This window comes from Sphingomonas sp. TREG-RG-20F-R18-01 (assembly GCF_022662475.1).
In the GTDB taxonomy this organism is placed as follows: domain Bacteria; phylum Pseudomonadota; class Alphaproteobacteria; order Sphingomonadales; family Sphingomonadaceae; genus Sphingomonas.
Genome location: NZ_JAKNQQ010000008.1, coordinates 22,803 through 39,604 on the forward strand (window position 1 = coordinate 22,803; position 16,802 = coordinate 39,604).

At 64.3% G+C, this 16,802-nt stretch carries 14 protein-coding genes; 5 read left to right on the top strand and 9 right to left on the bottom strand.

The annotated features are described in order from the left end of the window. Nucleotides 1–24 precede the first annotated feature (24 nt). Nucleotides 25–1,317 (bottom strand): Gfo/Idh/MocA family oxidoreductase, encoded by a 1,293-nt coding sequence (locus L8K25_RS17835; protein ID WP_242140345.1) that lies wholly within the window; start codon nucleotides 1,315–1,317, stop codon nucleotides 25–27. A 229-nt stretch (nucleotides 1,318–1,546) separates the two neighbouring features. On the opposite strand from L8K25_RS17835, the gene L8K25_RS17840 reads away from it, so the two are divergent. Next, complete coding sequence (locus L8K25_RS17840; RefSeq protein ID WP_242140346.1) at nucleotides 1,547–2,002, top strand: DUF3617 family protein; 456 nt, start codon at nucleotides 1,547–1,549, stop codon at nucleotides 2,000–2,002. Between the two features lie 38 nt (nucleotides 2,003–2,040). Here L8K25_RS17840 and L8K25_RS17845 read toward each other — a convergent pair whose 3' ends face one another. The 4 genes from L8K25_RS17845 to L8K25_RS17860 all read right to left on the bottom strand — a co-directional run bounded on the left by L8K25_RS17845 (nucleotide 2,041) and on the right by L8K25_RS17860 (nucleotide 6,869). Next, nucleotides 2,041–2,385, bottom strand: a complete 345-nt coding sequence (locus tag L8K25_RS17845) for a hypothetical protein (protein WP_242140347.1) — start codon at nucleotides 2,383–2,385, stop codon at nucleotides 2,041–2,043. Then, a complete protein-coding gene (locus L8K25_RS17850; RefSeq protein ID WP_242140348.1) occupies nucleotides 2,375–2,938 on the bottom strand; it encodes a transcriptional regulator in 564 nt (187 codons plus the stop codon). Before L8K25_RS17850 ends, L8K25_RS17845 begins: the two co-directional genes overlap by 11 nt. A gap of 67 nt (nucleotides 2,939–3,005) precedes the next feature. Continuing rightward, nucleotides 3,006–6,158, bottom strand: coding sequence for a PAS domain-containing protein (locus tag L8K25_RS17855; RefSeq protein ID WP_242140349.1), 3,153 nt, complete (start codon nucleotides 6,156–6,158; stop codon nucleotides 3,006–3,008). 108 nt (nucleotides 6,159–6,266) lie between these two features. After that, the gene (locus L8K25_RS17860) at nucleotides 6,267–6,869 is read right to left on the bottom strand and encodes an alpha/beta hydrolase (RefSeq protein ID WP_242140350.1); all 603 of its coding nucleotides are present in this window, start codon (nucleotides 6,867–6,869) and stop codon (nucleotides 6,267–6,269) included. A gap of 302 nt (nucleotides 6,870–7,171) precedes the next feature. Between L8K25_RS17860 and L8K25_RS17865 the strand changes: the two genes are divergently transcribed. After that, nucleotides 7,172–8,083: a diacylglycerol kinase family protein gene (locus L8K25_RS17865; protein ID WP_242140351.1), complete on the top strand. Its 912-nt coding sequence runs from the start codon at nucleotides 7,172–7,174 to the stop codon at nucleotides 8,081–8,083. Nucleotides 8,084–8,170: 87 nt separating this feature from the next. On the opposite strand, the gene L8K25_RS17870 is transcribed toward L8K25_RS17865, so the two are convergent. From L8K25_RS17870 to L8K25_RS17880, 3 genes are all read right to left on the bottom strand, one after another. Beyond that, nucleotides 8,171–10,870, bottom strand: a complete 2,700-nt coding sequence (locus tag L8K25_RS17870) for a glycoside hydrolase family 3 C-terminal domain-containing protein (protein ID WP_242140352.1) — start codon at nucleotides 10,868–10,870, stop codon at nucleotides 8,171–8,173. A gap of 451 nt (nucleotides 10,871–11,321) precedes the next feature. After that, on the bottom strand, nucleotides 11,322–12,101 hold the full coding sequence (locus L8K25_RS17875) for a FadR/GntR family transcriptional regulator (RefSeq protein WP_242140353.1): 780 nt from the start codon (nucleotides 12,099–12,101) through the stop codon (nucleotides 11,322–11,324). Nucleotides 12,102–12,201: 100 nt separating this feature from the next. Continuing rightward, nucleotides 12,202–13,155, bottom strand: a complete 954-nt coding sequence (locus L8K25_RS17880; protein WP_242140354.1) for an alpha/beta hydrolase — start codon at nucleotides 13,153–13,155, stop codon at nucleotides 12,202–12,204. Nucleotides 13,156–13,595: 440 nt separating this feature from the next. Between L8K25_RS17880 and L8K25_RS17885 the strand changes: the two genes are divergently transcribed. From L8K25_RS17885 to L8K25_RS17895, 3 genes are all read left to right on the top strand, one after another. Continuing rightward, nucleotides 13,596–13,943, top strand: a complete 348-nt coding sequence (locus tag L8K25_RS17885; protein WP_242140355.1) for a response regulator — start codon at nucleotides 13,596–13,598, stop codon at nucleotides 13,941–13,943. A 126-nt stretch (nucleotides 13,944–14,069) separates the two neighbouring features. Then, entirely contained in the window at nucleotides 14,070–14,627 is a 558-nt protein-coding gene (locus L8K25_RS17890) for a GAF domain-containing protein (RefSeq protein WP_242140356.1), read from the top strand. Between the two features lie 245 nt (nucleotides 14,628–14,872). After that, nucleotides 14,873–15,826 carry a glycosyltransferase gene (locus L8K25_RS17895; RefSeq protein WP_242140357.1) on the top strand — a complete coding sequence of 318 codons (954 nt, stop codon included), beginning with the start codon at nucleotides 14,873–14,875 and terminating at the stop codon, nucleotides 15,824–15,826. A 20-nt stretch (nucleotides 15,827–15,846) separates the two neighbouring features. Here L8K25_RS17895 and L8K25_RS17900 read toward each other — a convergent pair whose 3' ends face one another. Next, nucleotides 15,847–16,770, bottom strand: coding sequence for a glycosyltransferase family 1 protein (locus L8K25_RS17900; RefSeq protein ID WP_242140358.1), 924 nt, complete (start codon nucleotides 16,768–16,770; stop codon nucleotides 15,847–15,849). Nucleotides 16,771–16,802: the final 32 nt, after the last annotated feature.

A 16,802-nucleotide genomic window follows, 5' to 3' on the forward strand; every position in this document is an offset into this window, starting at 1 on the left:
GGGAAAGGGGCCGGCCGGCCCCCCTCATGCCTCCTGCAATGCCGGATGTCGAAACAGGTCCAGCCCTTGCCGGGCTGGCAACCGCACCGGCCGCCCGGTTCGGGCACTCTCGTAAATCGCTTCCATCAACCGGTGGTCCTGCACGCCTTCTTCCCCGGGAGTATGGGGCGTGCCGCCGGTCAGGACGCAATCGGCCATATGATCGATTTCGGCAGCAAACTGATTCTTGGGGGATAGTGTCAGAGCGTCGGTGCTGGTCGCGTCGCCTTCGCGTCCGATGATGACGAGCCGCTGGCCGGTATATTGATAGCTGTTGGCCATATCCATCGCGGCGGTTTCCAGGTTCAGCCGCTGGTATTTATCGTCGCGGCCGCCGTAACTGGTGAAGCAGTTGGCGATGGTATGGGATGGAAACCGCAGCGTGAAGGACACGGTTTCCTCGACTTCGGCAAACCGTGGATCGCCAGGGGGAGAATAGCTGGTAGCGAAGATCTCGATCGGTTCCTCGCCGGTGATGAAGCGTGCGGTGTTCAGGCAATAGAGCCCGATGTCGAACAGCGATCCACCCCCGGCCATCGCCTTCTTGTGCCGCCACTGTTCGTGACCGTCCTCCGCGACGGTCTGCGTGTTGACCCCGTGATAGGCGAGCAACTTGCCATATTTGCCGCTGCGAACCAGTTGCATGGCGCGGCGATTGTACGGCTCGTACTGGATGCGATAGGCCACCATCAGCTTCACGCCGGCCTTGCTGCAGGCATCGACCATGGCTTGCCCATCCTGCGACGATATCGCCATCGGCTTTTCCGTCAGGACGTGCTTGCCTGCTTTCGCCGCGCGTTCACAGTAAAGGCGATGCATCGCGTTGGGCAGCACGATGTAGACGACCTTGACCTCCGGATTATCCCGGATGCGGTCGAAATCCGCGTAGCTGTAGCAAGCCTCGGGCTTGATCCCATATTGCCTTGCGACCGCGTGCAATTTGTCCGGCGAGCCGGATACCAGCGCAACGGGTTTTGCCTTGAGCGACATGGCGAATGCGGGCAGGATCTCCTCGAGCGCGAGGCGGCCGAGGCCGACGATCGCGAAGCCGATCCGTTCCCCAGGTGGCAGCGGGGTGGGGGGTGGCGGAGAAGGCGTGTCCGCGGCGTTACGCCAGGCGGGAAACGTCACCTTGCCGTTTTCGACCCGGCCGACATCGACCGGGCTGGGCGGGACGAAAGTTTGCGCCGTCGCACGTGATCCTAAAAGCAGCGCGGTTGCGCCTATACCGGCAGCTTGAAACACTTGCCGGCGGTCGGGGCGGTCGGTCGGGTCCATGGCGGAACATCCTCTTGCACATCTCGTCGATGGCTCAACGCGAGGCGGGCATATTGGAGCCGCCGCTCTGCTGCCCGATCCGGCGATGCGACGTGAGTGAGCGGCATACCCTCACGGAACAGGCATGATGCCATCGCGTTTTTGTTGCGACCGTGGAGCCCTTGGTCGGCAATTTTGCCATTCCGAAGAGAGGCTTGCGTGACCGCCGCGCGCCCGGCACAGTGATGGAATGTGGAAATCGCTTCTGTTGCTTGGCCTTGTGGTTCCGGGAATTTCGTCCGCGCAGTCGATCGCGCCCGGGCGGTGGGACGTCGTCTCGACCGCGACCGACCTCGATATTCCCGGCGCGCCAGGCTTCTTGCTGCGGATGATGAAAGGCCGGTCGAAGGCCGAGCATAAATGCGTTTCGGCCGAGCAGGCGAAGGCTGGGGTCGCCGCGCTTCTTGCGCCGGACCCCAAAGCGCACTGTCACGTCGACAGCGTCCAGATCGACAAGGGCCGCTTTACCCAGGTGCTGAGTTGCCCGCAGAAACAGGGAGCGCCGCTGAAGGTATCCCGCTCGGGAACCTATGATTTGGCGGGATTTGCCGGGCAGGCGCAAATGTCCGGCGTGACCCCAAAAGGTGCGATGCGGATCCGGCTGGAGCAACGGGCAGCGCATCTTGCCGGGGCCTGTCGCGGCTAGGATAACGCCCCGCACGCGGTAATCGTGCCGATCAGGAACTAGCGTTCGAGCGTTGCGAACCAACTCGCGTACGGTGTGTTGCGCGCCATGTGTCGGTTGAGGTCGGGGGCGCCGTCCTCCCACCAGACGGGGCCACGTTCGCCGAGAGCGCGCTTTGCCTGGTCCACTTGCCGGCGTGCCTGGGTCTCTCCGGCGCCGTCTCCGGATCGCAGCGCCACGCCCACCGCGCGGCGGGCGTCCATCAGTTCCTTGACGAGCGCCGTCCGAACATCCGCTGCCAGCGCGGGATTGCTGCGTCGCCATAGCCTCCCGCGGACGACGAAATAACGTCCGTCGGGCGTTACGGGGTAATCCGGGGCGGCGGCGGACCGGTCAGCGGTCATTTTGCAGACGCTCCGCCGCGCGAAGGGCTGCGGTGCGGACCGCACACCACCGTCCCCGTTCTTCCTGGGCATCGGCCAACGCGCGATGCGCCGGAACATGGGCGGGTTCCCGAATTTGCGCGAGGGTCAGCACGTCCTCGACACGATCCGTCAGCGCGCCCGCTGGCACATGCGGCGCCAGGATCGCGGTTGCGGTTTCGCGGCGGGCATCTTCGCTGGCGCGCAACCGCAAACTGCGTCGGTCGAGACCTGCTGCGCGGAGCAGCGCACTCAGCCACTTCCCGTCCCAGGACGGCGCGCTCGCCACCAGGTCGTGGCCGGAAAGATCCGCAACCATTTTCGTGGCGACCACGTCGTGCGGCGTGCCGTCCGCGACCAGCGTGTCCCGCGCGATGTGATGGATCGCTTCCGCGGCCGGATCCCAGTCGGTCCAGTCCGGGGCCGGACGGATCAGGCACCCGTGGGACCGCCCGTCCTCGAATACCCAGCCGACCTCGATCGGATAGCTCTTCTTGGCGAGCGACGAGGCTTCGAAATCGATAAAGACCAGCATGCCCGGTGAACGCCGGACCGCTGGCAATCGTCTCACGAGATCGGGCCAAGGACTATCGTGGCGTTGATTATTCGTCCGCGACCGGTGCCGCTTGAGCGGATACCGATGCCTCCTCGTCCTTCCGCCCAAGCGCCTGATCGACGGCCGCAACGAGATCTGTCGCATCGTATGGCTTGCTGAGCAGGACGGCTCCCGCGTCCGTATTGGCCGCGGCGGTATCGCCGGTGGCAAAGACGATCCTGACGTCGGGTCGCAGTTCGCGTGCCTTGCTGGCGAGTTCCGGTCCGGACAGGCCAGGGAGATTGACGTCCGTTACCAGGGCGTCGATCGGGACCGTATGCAACGCGGCCATCGCCTCCTCCGCACTTGCTGCATCGACCACGACGAAACCGCTCTGCTGCAACATCTCTGCGGTATTCATGCGGATCATGCCATCGTCTTCGACCAGCAGGATCGTGCCGCGCTTCATCATCGGCACGGGGGCGATGACAGGGGCGGCGACGGGGGTGACGACTGATGGGGCAGGGGTGCCGGTGGTTGCGCCGGCCTTGCGCTGGCGCTGGTTGGCGAGGACGTGCTTGAACTTTCGGGCAAGCGCCTCCCGCGTATAGGGTTTCGACAACAGTTCGATCCCGGCGTCGAGCTTGCCGCCGTGAACGATCGAATTCTCGGTGTAGCCCGAGGTGAACAGCACTGCGATGTTCGGGAGCCGTTCGCGTGCCTTGCGGGCAAGCTCCGGGCTTTTCATGGTTCCCGGCATCACCACGTCGGTAAACAGCATGTCGATGGCGATCCCGCTCTCGATCACGCTGAGCCCGCTCGCGGCGTCGACCGCCTTGAGCACGCTGTACCCGAGGTCGGACAGGATTTCGACCACGGTGTCGCGGACCTCGGCATCGTCCTCGACGACCAGCACGGTCTCGCTGCCACCAACGATCGGTCCGGTGTCGGTCACCACCTCGACGTCCTCCGACTCCATCGAGCGCGGGAGATACAGCTTGATCGTGGTGCCTTCGCCAACCTCCGAATAGATTTTGACGTGCCCTCCCGATTGCTTGACGAAGCCATAGACCATCGACAGGCCGAGCCCGGATCCCTTGCCTTCGCTCTTAGTCGAGAAGAACGGCTCGAACACCTTCTCGATGACCTCTGGCGGCATGCCGCTGCCGGTATCCGAAACCGCCAGCATGACATATTGCCCCGGCACCACTTCGTCATGGGTCCGCGCGTAAGCGTCATCGAGATGCGCATTGCCCAGTTCGATCGTCAGCTTGCCTTGGCCCTCCATCGCGTCGCGGGCGTTGATCGCTAGGTTGAGCAGGGCGTTCTCGACCTGTGCCGGGTCGATGAAGGTATTCCACAGCCCGCCCCCGACGATCGTCTCGACCTCGATGCCCTCGCCGATCGCGCGGCGCAGCATGTCGTCCATGCCGCGTACGAACCGGGTGACATCGACGACCTTCGGCTCCAGCGCCTGGCGCCGGCCGAATGCCAGCAACTGCGCGGCAAGCTTTGCGCCGCGCGACACGCCGGCCATGGCATTGGCAACCCGGCGTTCGGCACGATCGTTGCCCGCGATGTCCTTCGCCAGCAGCTGGAGGTTGCCCGAGACGACCTGCAGCAGGTTGTTGAAGTCATGGGCCACGCCGCCGGTCAGCTTGCCGACCGTTTCCATCTTCTGTGACTGCGCGAGCTTGGCCTCGGCCTGCCGCCGCTCGCCGATTTCCGCGATGACCCGCGCTTCGAGATCCTCGTTGAGCAGGCGCAACTGATCCTCGGCTCGCTTGCGATGCCCCGCCTCCCGCGCGAGCTTCTCCGCCTGCGCGCGCAATGCGGCTTCGGCGGCACGCCGGTGCGTGATGTCGGTATGGACCCCGACCCACTCCCGGATCTCGCCCGCTTCGTCCAGCAGGGGGAGTGCGCGGACGGCGAAGGTGCGCCACGCGCCCGAATGATGCCGGACGCGGTGTTCGAACACGAACATGGACTTGGTCGCGACCGCTTGCAGCCAAGCGTCGGTCGTGGGCGCAGCGTCCTCCGGATGGACGGCACTGGCCCAGCCAAAGCCCTGGTAGGCTTCGAAGGTCTGGCCGGTCAGGGCGGCCCAGCCCGGCTGTTCACCGATCATCCGACCGTCGGGACTGTTGGTCCACAGCACACCGTGGATCGCATCCATCGCGGTGCGGAAACGACCGTTGCTGAGCGCCAGGGCAGCCTCGCGATCCGCCCGCTCCTCGACGTCGATGGCCAGGATATGGACGCCGGGGATCGACCCGTCCGGCTCGATATGGGGGATGTAGCGGATCTCGCTGCGCCGCTCGCGTCCGTCGCGGTGGACCAGCATCGTTTCGGACGACAGCTGCTCGCCCCCGAGCGCCCGGTCGATCCACGGACGCCGTGAAGCATATTGCGCCGGTCCCAAGACGGTCGCGACCGACGTGCCGATCATCGCTTCGGGGTCGACGCCCAGCCAGTCGCGGTAGCACCCATTGGCGAAACGGTAGATGTGATCGCGGTCCACATAGGAAACCAGCATCGGCACCGCGTCGGTGATCTGTCGCAATTCGGCGGCGCTGGCAGCAACGCGCCGCTCGACGTCTGCGCGCGCGCTGTTGTCGACGATCGTGCACATGACCCCGCCCGGATTGCCGGTCGAATCAAACACAGGCGTGTAGAACATGTCGAGGGTCAGCGTCTGCGGGCCGGTCGCGCGGTCGAACACGACCGGTTGGTTGCTGTAGGAACGGAGCTCCCCGCGCAGTCCCGCTTCCAGGATCGGCCGGTTCCAGTCCCAAACGTCCGGGAAGGCACGTGCCACCGGGCTGCCAAACGCAGCGGGATGGCGATCCCCCGCGATCGTGCAATACGGATCGTTGTACAGCATGATGTGATCCGGTCCCCACATCAGCACCTTGGCGACCGGGGAATTCAGGATGTTCGCGACGGTCGTCCGAAGCTCCACGGACCAGTCGTCGACCGGACCCAACGACGTCTTGCTCCAGTCCCGTGCGCGCACCAGATCGCCACAGGCCCCGCCGCCACGGGGCCATTCCGCCAAAGCGTGGTCGCGTTGCGGCTCCTCTTTGGCACGCAGCGCCGACAACGCCGCCATCACCACCGCACCGACGTCTGCATAGGTGCCAGCCGCGACCTGCTCTTCGATGAAGCGATCGTATTCCAGTGGTAGCGATAAGGTCCGAGGCTGCGCCGAGCTTGTCATTCGGCGATATCTGGGAGCAGGCGGATCGGCTGTCAATAAACGGTGACAGTTCCGCATGAACGCATGACAATTGTGCCGCCCCGGGCGACGCTACGCCCGTGCGCGGACCTACGATGCCCGGTCGATTGCCGTGGGATCGGGCACGGTCAGACTGGCCAGCCTCGGCTGTCCCGCCGGGGCCCGTTCCAGTAGCCGAGCATGCGACAGCAACATTTCGGCGACGTCCGAACGGGCATGGCGGTTGGTTGGGTCGCCGACCGTTGCGGGTGCCGTGGCGACGAACTGGCTGCCCCATTTGTCGGCGAGTGCCAGCACCTCTTCGACCTGGAACGTCGTGTCGCTGACGACGATCGACGGAAAGGGCAGCCGATAGATTGGTCCCGTTCGAATGCTCGCAGCTGCCGCGACGTGGTGGAGATCGATCGACAAGGGTGAGTCGAAGACGGCGCCCCGCACTGATCGCAGATAACTGCGCGGCGACAATTGTGCCCACCAGGATACCGCCAGGCATGCGAGCCCCTGCGCCAGAATGACCACGGACGTATCGCGATGCGCGAACGCGGCGTCGAGCTGCAACGCCCAACGTCCGTTATGAAATTTGGACAGGTCGAGCACGACCTGCTCGATCGAGGAAGGTGGTAGCGTGTCTGCATCGACGCGCACGAGGATGGCTTGCGGCTCCACGGCCGTTTCACTGGCACGAAGGTCCATGACTGCTCTCCCGACGGCGAGGCGTGATCACGATCGTCCCTTGATGTGAGCCGACTCGCACAACGCCCCCAACACCATCAAGCTATTCCCACCATGAAGATGGGCAATGGGTCTGCGCCGAAATGCAACGCAGCTGCGCCGAGTTGTTCCAGGGGCCATATGACAGCGGTATCTATCCATCCTCGGTTCAGACGTGTGTGGCGCTCATCGCAGCATGGGCTTGTCGTGGTGGCGGACGGGGCCGTCGCATGACGAAAGCGCGGCCGCTCGGAGCCACAGCGTGTCTCGCGTGTTGTTGCGGGATGGAAACAAGACCCTTGCCACGCGAAGCCGCGCTGATCGTCAATGCCCATTCGCGAAAGGGGCAGGATCTGTTCGAGACCGCGCGCGCCAAGCTGACCGCGGCGGGCGTGGTGCTGCGAAGCGCCCACGCCGTGCAAGATCCCGCCGACATGGAGCAAACCATGCGCACCGTCGTCGCCAGCGGTGCCCCGATGGTCATCGTCGGCGGCGGGGACGGATCGCTTTCCGGCGTTGTCGATCAACTGGTCGGCACGGACTGCGTATTCGCGGTCCTGCCCCTCGGGACCGCAAACAGCTTCGCGCGGTCGTTGCGTCTGCCGCTTGATCTCGACGGGGCGATCGATGTCATCGCGCATGGCGAGCGGCGTCGGATCGACCTGGGAATGATCGACGACGATTATTTCGTCAACGGTGCGTCGATCGGGCTGTCGACGATGATCGGCGAAACCGTGCCGCACGCGCTCAAGCGCTATGCCGGACGCGTCGGCTATCTGCTGTGGGCGGTGAAATGCTCGATCCGCTTTCGGGCGTTCCGGCTCACGGTGGACGATGGGACGCAGCGCGAAACGCTTTGGGCAACGGAGCTACGAATTCTCAATGGACGGCATCATGGCGGAGTAGCGCTGTCGGATCATGCCGATGTCGGGACGCGGGAGCTGCTGGTCCAGGCGGTGGTGGGTCAGAGCAAGGTCGCCTTGGCCCGCGACTGGTACGCCAAGTTCTTCAAGCTTCGCGACAAGGACGCATGCAGCCGCGATTTCGTCGGCAAGTGTTTCCAGATCACGATCGATCCACCACAACGCATTTCGATCGATGGCGAGGTGCTCGCCTGTACGCCCGTTACCGCAAAGGTGGCTCCGGGCGCCATCGAGGTTGCCGTGGGCAAGGCCGATCGCACCAGGTCCGTCTGAGCGCGCGGATCGCGCCTGACGGCTGCATCCTGCGCACGGCCGCGAAAAGGCTTTCGCTGCTCGTGGCAGGATTTCACCCTACGGTTTTTACAGCGGCAGGGGCTCTACCCGGCTGGTCCGGAAATTGGCCGATCGTACCGGAACGTCGGTATCGGGCTGGCCCGAGCCAACGCTGACCCGGAATTGCCCGGCCATGACCTCACGCGTGCCGTCGGCGGTCACGGCACTCAGATCGCGCGGGGAAAGATCGAAGGTCACGCCGCGCCTTTGGCCGGGGGCCAGCGCGATCCGTTGATACCCGCGCAGCGCCACGCGTGGCGCACCGGGTACGTCGGGGAAGGTGAGGTACAGCTGCACGACCTCGTCGCCCGCGCGCTTGCCCGTATTGCGGACCTCGGTCGTCACGCGAAGCCCGTGTTCCGCACCGCCTGTCGCCGGTGTGAGCGTGAGCGGGGCGTAGGCGAAGCTCGTGTAGCTGAGCCCGTACCCGAAGGGATAGACCGGGGTGCCGGTGAAGTAGCGATAGGTACGGCCCGCCATCGCGTAATCGCCGAACGGGGGCAGGTCTGCGAGGCTGCGATAAAAGGTCAGTGGCAGGCGTCCCGCCGGGTTGACTTTACCGGACAGCACGTTGCCGATCGCCAGTCCGCCCGACTGGCCGGGATACCAGGCCTCGAGGATCGCCGCGGCATTGTCCTTTGCCCAGGCCAGGTTGATCGGGCTGCCGTTCATTGCGACGACGATCACCGGCTTGCCGGTCGCGCGTGCCTGTTCGAGCAGCGCCTGCTGGTCGGCCGGCAGGTCGAGTGTCGTCTTGTCTCCCCCCGCAAAGCCGGGCACCGTGACGCTCGTTTCCTCGGCCTCGAGATCGGAGGTCAGGCCAACGGCGGCCACGAAGACGTCGGCATCCGCGGCCGCGGCCTTGAGCGCGGCGCCAGGGTCGGGCGCGATGCGTTTCCACACCAGGTCGATGCCGGACAGCACATGCTCGTCGCCGGTTACAGTGATCGGATAACGATGCCCCGCTTCGAGCTGAAGAACCTTCATGGTGGGCAGGCTGCCATAGCCAGCCTTGGTCAAGTCGACGAACGCAGCACCATTCAGCGTCATCGAACCGGCAAAGCCTGTCAGGCCGAGCCGATAGGTACCGGTGGCGGGCGGCACGAGGAAGCCCGTCCATACGACACGGTGATGATCCGAAACCTTGGCGAGATCCAAGCTTCTGGCGGCGACGTCGGGCTCGCGTCGGGTCGCGACGGGCTTGGTTGCGAACCGCATCGCCTTGGTCGCTTCGCCGAAACTGCCAGGCGCAAACCGTTTGGGCGGCGGCGTGACGGGGTTGTAATAGCGTGCAAGCAGCCCGGGCTGGCCGTCGGGCGCGCGGAGTGCCGACGTCGGGACACGGTCCCCGTCGGTGAACGACGGACCGAACGGCACGACCGTGACGGTCGCCCCCGGGATTGCCTGCCGCAGCCCGTCGGCGATCGAGATCGGCGGCGCGGACAGGGCGGAGGAATAATTGCCGCGCAGCACCCGCGTGGCGTCACCCAGCGGGCCGATGACTGCGATCCTGACCCCTGGCTGCAACGGAAGCACGCCCGCATTCTTGAGCAGGACCAGGCTCCGTTCCGAAGCCGCGAGCGCCAGCGCGCGATGCGCCGGCGTATCGATCTGGCTCGGGCTCACCGCACTGACGGGGCGGATCCCCGCCAGGTCCCCATTGCGGTAGCGCGCCGAGAACAGCCGCACGAGCGTTCGGTCGATATCGGCCTCCGAAATCAACCCGCGCTTCAACGCGGCGCGATAGCGCTCGCCGAGCCCGTCGGTGTCGGTCAGCGTTGCGGTGTTGCACTCATTGTCGACCCCGGCTTTCAACGCTGCCGCGGCCGCAGCGGCGCCGTCCGGGGCATAATGATGGCCGTCACTAATGTCCTTCACCGCATCACAGTCGGATACGACATAGCCCGTGAAGCCCCACGCGCCGCGCAGGTGCTCCTTCAGTAGCAGGTCATTGGCGCAGGCGGGCTGACCGTCGATGCGATTGTAGGCGCACATGATCGATCCCGCCCGTCCTTCCACCACCGCAGCCCGGAAGGCGGGGAGGTAAGTATCCTCCAGATCATGCGGAGAGACATAGACGTTGGCGGCGTGCCGCGTCGATTCTGGACCGCTATGGACCGCAAAATGCTTGGGGCTGGCGATGACGTCGGGCAGATCGGGGTCGGGGCCCTGCATGCCGGTGACGAAGGCGACCCCCATGTGCGCGGCAAGATACGGATCCTCGCCGTAGGTCTCTTGCCCGCGACCCCAACGTGGGTCACGGAAGATGTTGATGTTGGGGGACCAGGTGTCGAGCCCCGTGCCGATCCGGCCCATCCGCCCGGTCTGGCGGGCGAGCGTATGCAGGCCACGCACTTCGGTACTGATCGTAGCGGCAACGTCGTGCAGGAGCGGGGCATCGAACGTCGCCGCCAGCCCGATCGGTTCGGGGAAATTGGTCGTTGGGAGAGCGCCCAGCGCACCATGCAGCGACTCGGTCCACCAATTATAGGCCGGGACGCCCAGCCGGTTGATGGCGGGCGCGGTATTCAGCAGTTGGTCGAGCTTTTCGTCGAGCGTCAGTCGTGCGACCAGCGTTGCCGCCATGCGATCGGCCGCGATCCGCGGCGCGCCGGCGGCGCTGGCGTCGGACGCGGTCTCATTATCCTGTGCCTGTACCGACACGGGCGTCAGGGCTGCCCCGACCAGCAGGAGGGTACGGAACGCGCGCGAGACAGTCGATGCCATGGTATACCTCGGGTCAGGGACGAGAATGTCCGGCGGTTGGGTCGCGGGTCATCCGCGCGCTACGATCTTTCGAATGAGGTCCCGATGGCATGGCCATCCTGCGCGAAGGCGCTCGGTCGGCTTGCGGCCTCCCGACGCGTCTGTTGCGTGATCCGGTTCTCTCCGGCGGTGGCATCGGGAGAAACGTCGGTGTGGAAGCGCATGCCGTACAGGATCTGTGGATAGCTTGTTGCAGCATTCAACGACTGCCATTTTCTCGAAAAAGGTGATGCATTATTCACGAATATCTATCCAAAAATCATAAGTGACAAGAAAACTTTTCGTTATTTTGTAAAATAATAACCACTTTTAGCGTTTTGGTGCTGTTACAACTGTATAATGTCCTTCCGCGCAAGGCATGCCTGTCTTGCGCGCAACTGCTCCGTCGACGTCATCGACAAACCGGATAGTTTCAGCCCGCCATTGCGCTTTGTGTGTCCTCCAGTGCGAGCTCGACCAAGCGGTGCATCGCTGCCTTGGCGGCGTCGGGATTGGCGGCGACGATCGCGTCGTAGACGAGCACATGGTCCGGAATCGGATTACGGGGCAGGGCCCGAAGGCGCTGCTTGAACTGCGTGGTCCAGCTGACTGCAGCCCCGATCGACGCGCTCAGCACACCGAGTGCATCGTTCCGCGTTGCCCGCAGGATCGCATCGTGAAACTGTCGATCCGCCGCCCGGCCGAGATCCGTCGCAAGCGAATGGCGACGCATCGCCGCGAGCGCTTCCTTCATCAGCCTGATGTCGCCACGATCGCGGTTGGTTGCGGCCAGCCCGGCCGCCGCGGGTTCGATGATTAACCGCAGCTCGAACAGGCTGCGGACCAGTTGCGGATCAGGCTCGCCGGCGAATGCCCAGGCCAGCACGTCGGGGTCGAGCAGGTTCCACCGCTCGCGGGGGAGCACGCGGGTTCCCGCCTTGGGGCGACTCTCGACCAGCCCCTTTGCGATCAGGACCTGGATCGCCTCGCGATACGCGCTGCGGGATACGTCGAGCGACTCGGCGAAGACGATCTCGCTGGACAGTGTTTCGCCCGGCGCGAATTCTCCCGAGAGGATTGCCACGCCCAATTTGTGCGCGATCGCACCGCGCAATCGGCGGCCCTTGCCGCGCGGCTGGCGGGCGGGCGGTTCGGACTCTGCCGGGGCATCGCTGCCGCTGGTCACCACGAGCGATTTCTCTGTCGTCTCCATCCAGTGTCTCAGCAGCATCCCGCAACACTAACCGCTGCCATCGAGCGCCAGCGGGCGGAGCCGGTGCTACCCCTGCAGAGCCCGACCTCGAAACGTCCGGTCATGGTTTCGCGTCTCCAGCGCCCGGCTTGAGTAGTCCGTTCATGTCGAGCCAGGCGATGAAGGCAGCGAACCAACCGGTGCTGGTCGTATCGCGCTTGCCGAGACCGAACCCGTGTCCGCCCTGGCCGTACAGATGGAACTCGACCGGTCGGTTCGCTTGCTGCCAGGAATCGATAAGGCCGAGTCCCTTGCGGGCGAACAGCGGGTCGTCGGCAGCGAGCACGGCAAACAGCGGCGGGGCATCGGGGCGGACGACGACTGGCTCCATCGACCCGTAGATCGGTGCGAGGAAGGCCGGGCGGAGCTCGGGTGCCGTGAGCGCGGTTGCCATCGTCGTCATCGCGCCGGCGGAAAACCCCATCATCCCCACCCGCGCTGGGTCGACATGCCATTCGCGCGCATGCGCGCGGACGAGCGCGAAGGCCGCTTGCGCGTCCGCGATCGGCTCGGCGAGACCGGTGGCGGCTGCATCGGGGCGGAGGCGCGTGGTCGCCCGCCCCGCGCCGGCGAACATCGCGGCCACCGCCTGCTCGAACTGCGGCATCGCTGGAGGGGTAGGCTTCAGCCGATATTTCAGCACGAACGCGGCAATCCCGCGGTCCGCCAATGCGCGCGCGACGCGCCAACCCTCATTCTCCATCGACAACATCAGGAAGCCGCCACCCGGTGCCACGATCACCGCCGTGCCGGTCGCCTTCGCGGGGTCGGGCAGGAACGGCGTCAAGGTCGCCGTGCTGACGTTGCGCGCCATCGCAACTCCATATTGACTGAACCAGCTTTCCGGCGCGCCGGAGCCAGCGACACCGCCAGTGTCCAGCCGGATCGCGTCGGGCTCGGCAGGGGCGGGGGTGGGCACCATCCGGGCGTCCTGTGCCGTCGCGGGCACCGCCAGGACCAGCGATAGCCCTGTCAATATCGCGCGCCAGCATCGGTTTCCGGAACTTGCTCGCATCGTCTTTCCCCTATTTGGTCGCGGGCTTACGCTTCGTGCGTTCAACTCGACAGAATGCGCCGCGGCGTGCCGTCGGGATCGTCGACCCTATGAGGGCCGAGCCAAGCATGGCGTGGCGACGGAGAACGCGCGGTCCGGCCCCGTCCATCCTCAATCTCCCACATCCTGTCGCCCCAACGGGCGCAGCGATTTCAAAGCTAACCGGCGGAGGCTGACCGGGTCAATAGTCCGACAAGAAAGGGCCGGTGGCACCGACGGACGGCGGCGTGGTATTTTGCCGGGGCTTCGACGTCCTCTGCGGTGCCGGACGGATCCCGAAGCGCGGCTTATTCAGGACTGTCCGGAATTCCGTTTATTCTCCGTGCCTTGCAAATGGTCCGTCGTCGTCCTTATTGCAGCGAAAGGCATGAGAGGGCGCAGCGATGACAAAAACAGTCTTGTTGATCGAAGACAACGTACTGCACCGCAAGCTGTTCGCGGCCTGGCTGGAGAAGGGCGGTCATCGCACGGTGACGGTAGCTGACGAACGCATGGCTTATGGCGAGGCCGCGGCGCGGCAGCCGGATATAATCATTACCGACATTCGATTACCGTATGTCGATGGCCGGGATATTATCCGTCAGCTCAAAAACAGCCCGCTCACGCGGCACATCCCGATCATGGCGATATCCGTGCTGAGCGGCCGCCAGGATGAGGAATCCTGCAAGGCCGCGGGCGCGGATGTGTTTGTCACCAAGACGATCCGCATGGCGGCATTTATCGATCACGTCGCTGCATTGGCAAATTGAATACAGCTGCGGCCATCGTGCCATGAATTAGACTATTTCCAACGGTTTCGCGCAGGCTTACGATTGGTCCGAGGTACTGCGTGCGCAGATGAGGTGACTGGCGGCAGGGATCGGTGCCGGATTTGGTTGGACAAGATTGGCGTTGAGCGACTTGGGGATACTCGACCCGATGTGCGGGAGCGTAAGATGTTAGAGCATTGGGGTGCCCCATTTGGGGCCGCGCACGAACGGCAGCGTCAAAGCGCCGTCGACGCCATCAGGCAGACCACCAGCGAGCGCGAAGGAGAATTGCAGCGGATCGTCGAACAGGCGGCGGCGATCGCACAGGCACCGATAGCGTCTGTCTCCATCATCGATCGCGATCGGCAGTGGATCGCCGCCGGGCTCGGCATCGACGTTTCCGAAACGCCGCGCTCCGCGTCGATCTGCAACCGCGTGATCCTGCGTCCAGGAGAGCCGCTCGTTATCCTCGATGCGCAGCAAGACGAGCGTTATGCGACCATTTCGACGGTTGCAAACCCGCCGTATGTCCGTTTCTACGCCGGCATCCCTCTCGTCAATCGCGCGGGCTATGCGTTGGGCGCGCTGTGCGTGGTCGACATGGTGCCTCGGACTGCCGCACCCGACTTGCTTGCGCTCGGCCGTCTCGCGCGGGAAGCGGAACGGGTCATTACCGGCCACTAAGGCTGCAGTTGCCCTCGGGCCCTTGCGATCCAGCCGATGCGTTCCGCCCATGGTCGCGCCATAGGTTCGGTGCTGTAAAGCGATTGGTGGCATAGCGCGCCTCGCCGCGATGTCTTCCCAATAGGCTGCCCCACAAACGTACATAATCTTAAGTACAAATATCGGAAAATACCGTAGAAATGTGCATAAAATCTGTTCCGGGCAAGGTTGTATTGGCATTCTGCGATAAACTTTGACAGTAAGCGGTGGTATCGGAAGACCTGGTTCGGTCCCCTTGGCGCACACGTCTCGAGAGTCTGGAAACCATGATCTCTGGAAATCGGTTATCCTTGGCGATTGTCATTGCGAGCGTCGGTCGGCCCGGGGTCCTCGCGCAATGGAAAGAGCGCATCGCCGACCAGACTAGCCCACCTGATCTGCTGTATATGGTCGTATCCGCGCCTGCGGACTTGCCGGACGGCGGGCAGTTTCCGGCGGGATGTGAGGTCATCTTCAGCGCCAAGGGATCATCGGTACAGCGTAATGCCGGGCTGGAGCAAGCGCTTGGCAATGCCGACATCATTGCGTTCTTCGATGACGATTATGTCCCGTCGCGCACGATGGTCCGAGATATCACGGTGCTGTTTCAGGATAATCCGGATCTGATCGCAGTGTCGGGGCATTTGCTGGCGGACGGGATCAATCGGTCGGGAATCCCGTACGATGTCGCATTGGCCACGGTGAGCGAATATGATCGCGCGCAACGGCCGCCGGTCTGGCTGCGCGAGCATCCCGGCGGGCTCTACGGGTGCAACATGGTCTATCGGTCCAGTGCGATCGGGGACGTGCGTTTTGACGAGCAACTCCCGCTATACGGGTGGCTCGAGGACGTCGACTTCGGGTACAGGCTCGTCGGGCGCGGCAGGATTGCTTACACCAACGCCTTTGTTGGTGTTCATCAAGGCATCAAGAGCGGCCGCACGAGTGGGTTGCGGCTGGGTTATTCGCAGGTGGCAAACCCCCTCTACCTTTGGCGCAAGGGTACGATGCGCTTGACCGCCGCGGTCCGGCTCATGGCGCGCAACATCTGCATGAACGTCGCGCGGGCCGCGTTCCCGGAACCCTGGGTCGATCGCTCCGGTAGGCTAAAAGGCAATATGCTGGCACTGCGCGACATGGTCTTCGGCGGCCTGCACCCGTCAAAGATCACAACGTTATAGCGCGGGGTTACAGCGCTGGGTTATAGCGCGGGCGGATCCACGGGCGACATCATCGGGATGCCGAGCGCCACGTCTTCGAAAAGCTGCTCATAAGCCGCTGCCGCGCGTTCCCAGGAAAATCGCTGCGCGTTGCGATATCCGCGCGCGCGGAGCTCGGCACGCAACAAAGGCGCGTGCAGGACTTGCTGGAGCAATTGAGCAAGGCCCTGGATGTCGCGCGGATCGAATCGCAAGCCGCCGTCCCCGCCGATTTCCGCAGTACCGGGCGCGTCCGCGAACAGCACAGGGCAGCCGTACCGCTGTGCCTCGATGACCGGCAGGCAAAACCCTTCGTACAGCGACGGCACCACCAGACATAGGGCTGACTGGTACAAGGCGGCCAGTTCCTCGTCGGTGATCCCCGTGTACCGGATCAGGCGATCCGCATACCCGTGCTCGGCCAAGGCCCGCCGCATGCGATCATCGCCGTCGCGCCCGGCGTGTACGAGCATCAACGCCGGATCGGTCGCAGCGGCGATGCAAAAGGCTTTCGCAAGGGTTTCGAGGTTCTTGTTCGGCGTAGCGTTGGCGACCGTCAGGACGAACCGCAGCGCTTTCAGGCGCGTCAGCCATGTGGAGTCCGCCACCGCGCGCATCGTCGAGTCGGACAGAATGACGCGAACCCGACCGGCCAGATGCGGGAAGTGCCGCTTGATATCGCGCGCCGTCGATTGCGAGATCGCCACGATAACCTTGCTGCGACCCAATACCATATGATGCAACAGCCAGGCCTTGGCGACGGCAAAGCGGCTGTACAGTCCGGGCATGGCCGCAAAATACAGGTCGTGAACGATCGTTATACGGGTCGCCGCGCCAAGGAACAGACCTAGCGGATCCAGATTGACGACCAGGTCCATCGTCCGGACCGAACGGTCGAACGGCGCCATGAGCGAACTGCCGATCATTTCAAAGGCATGCTTGCTGACGGGTTTGATTG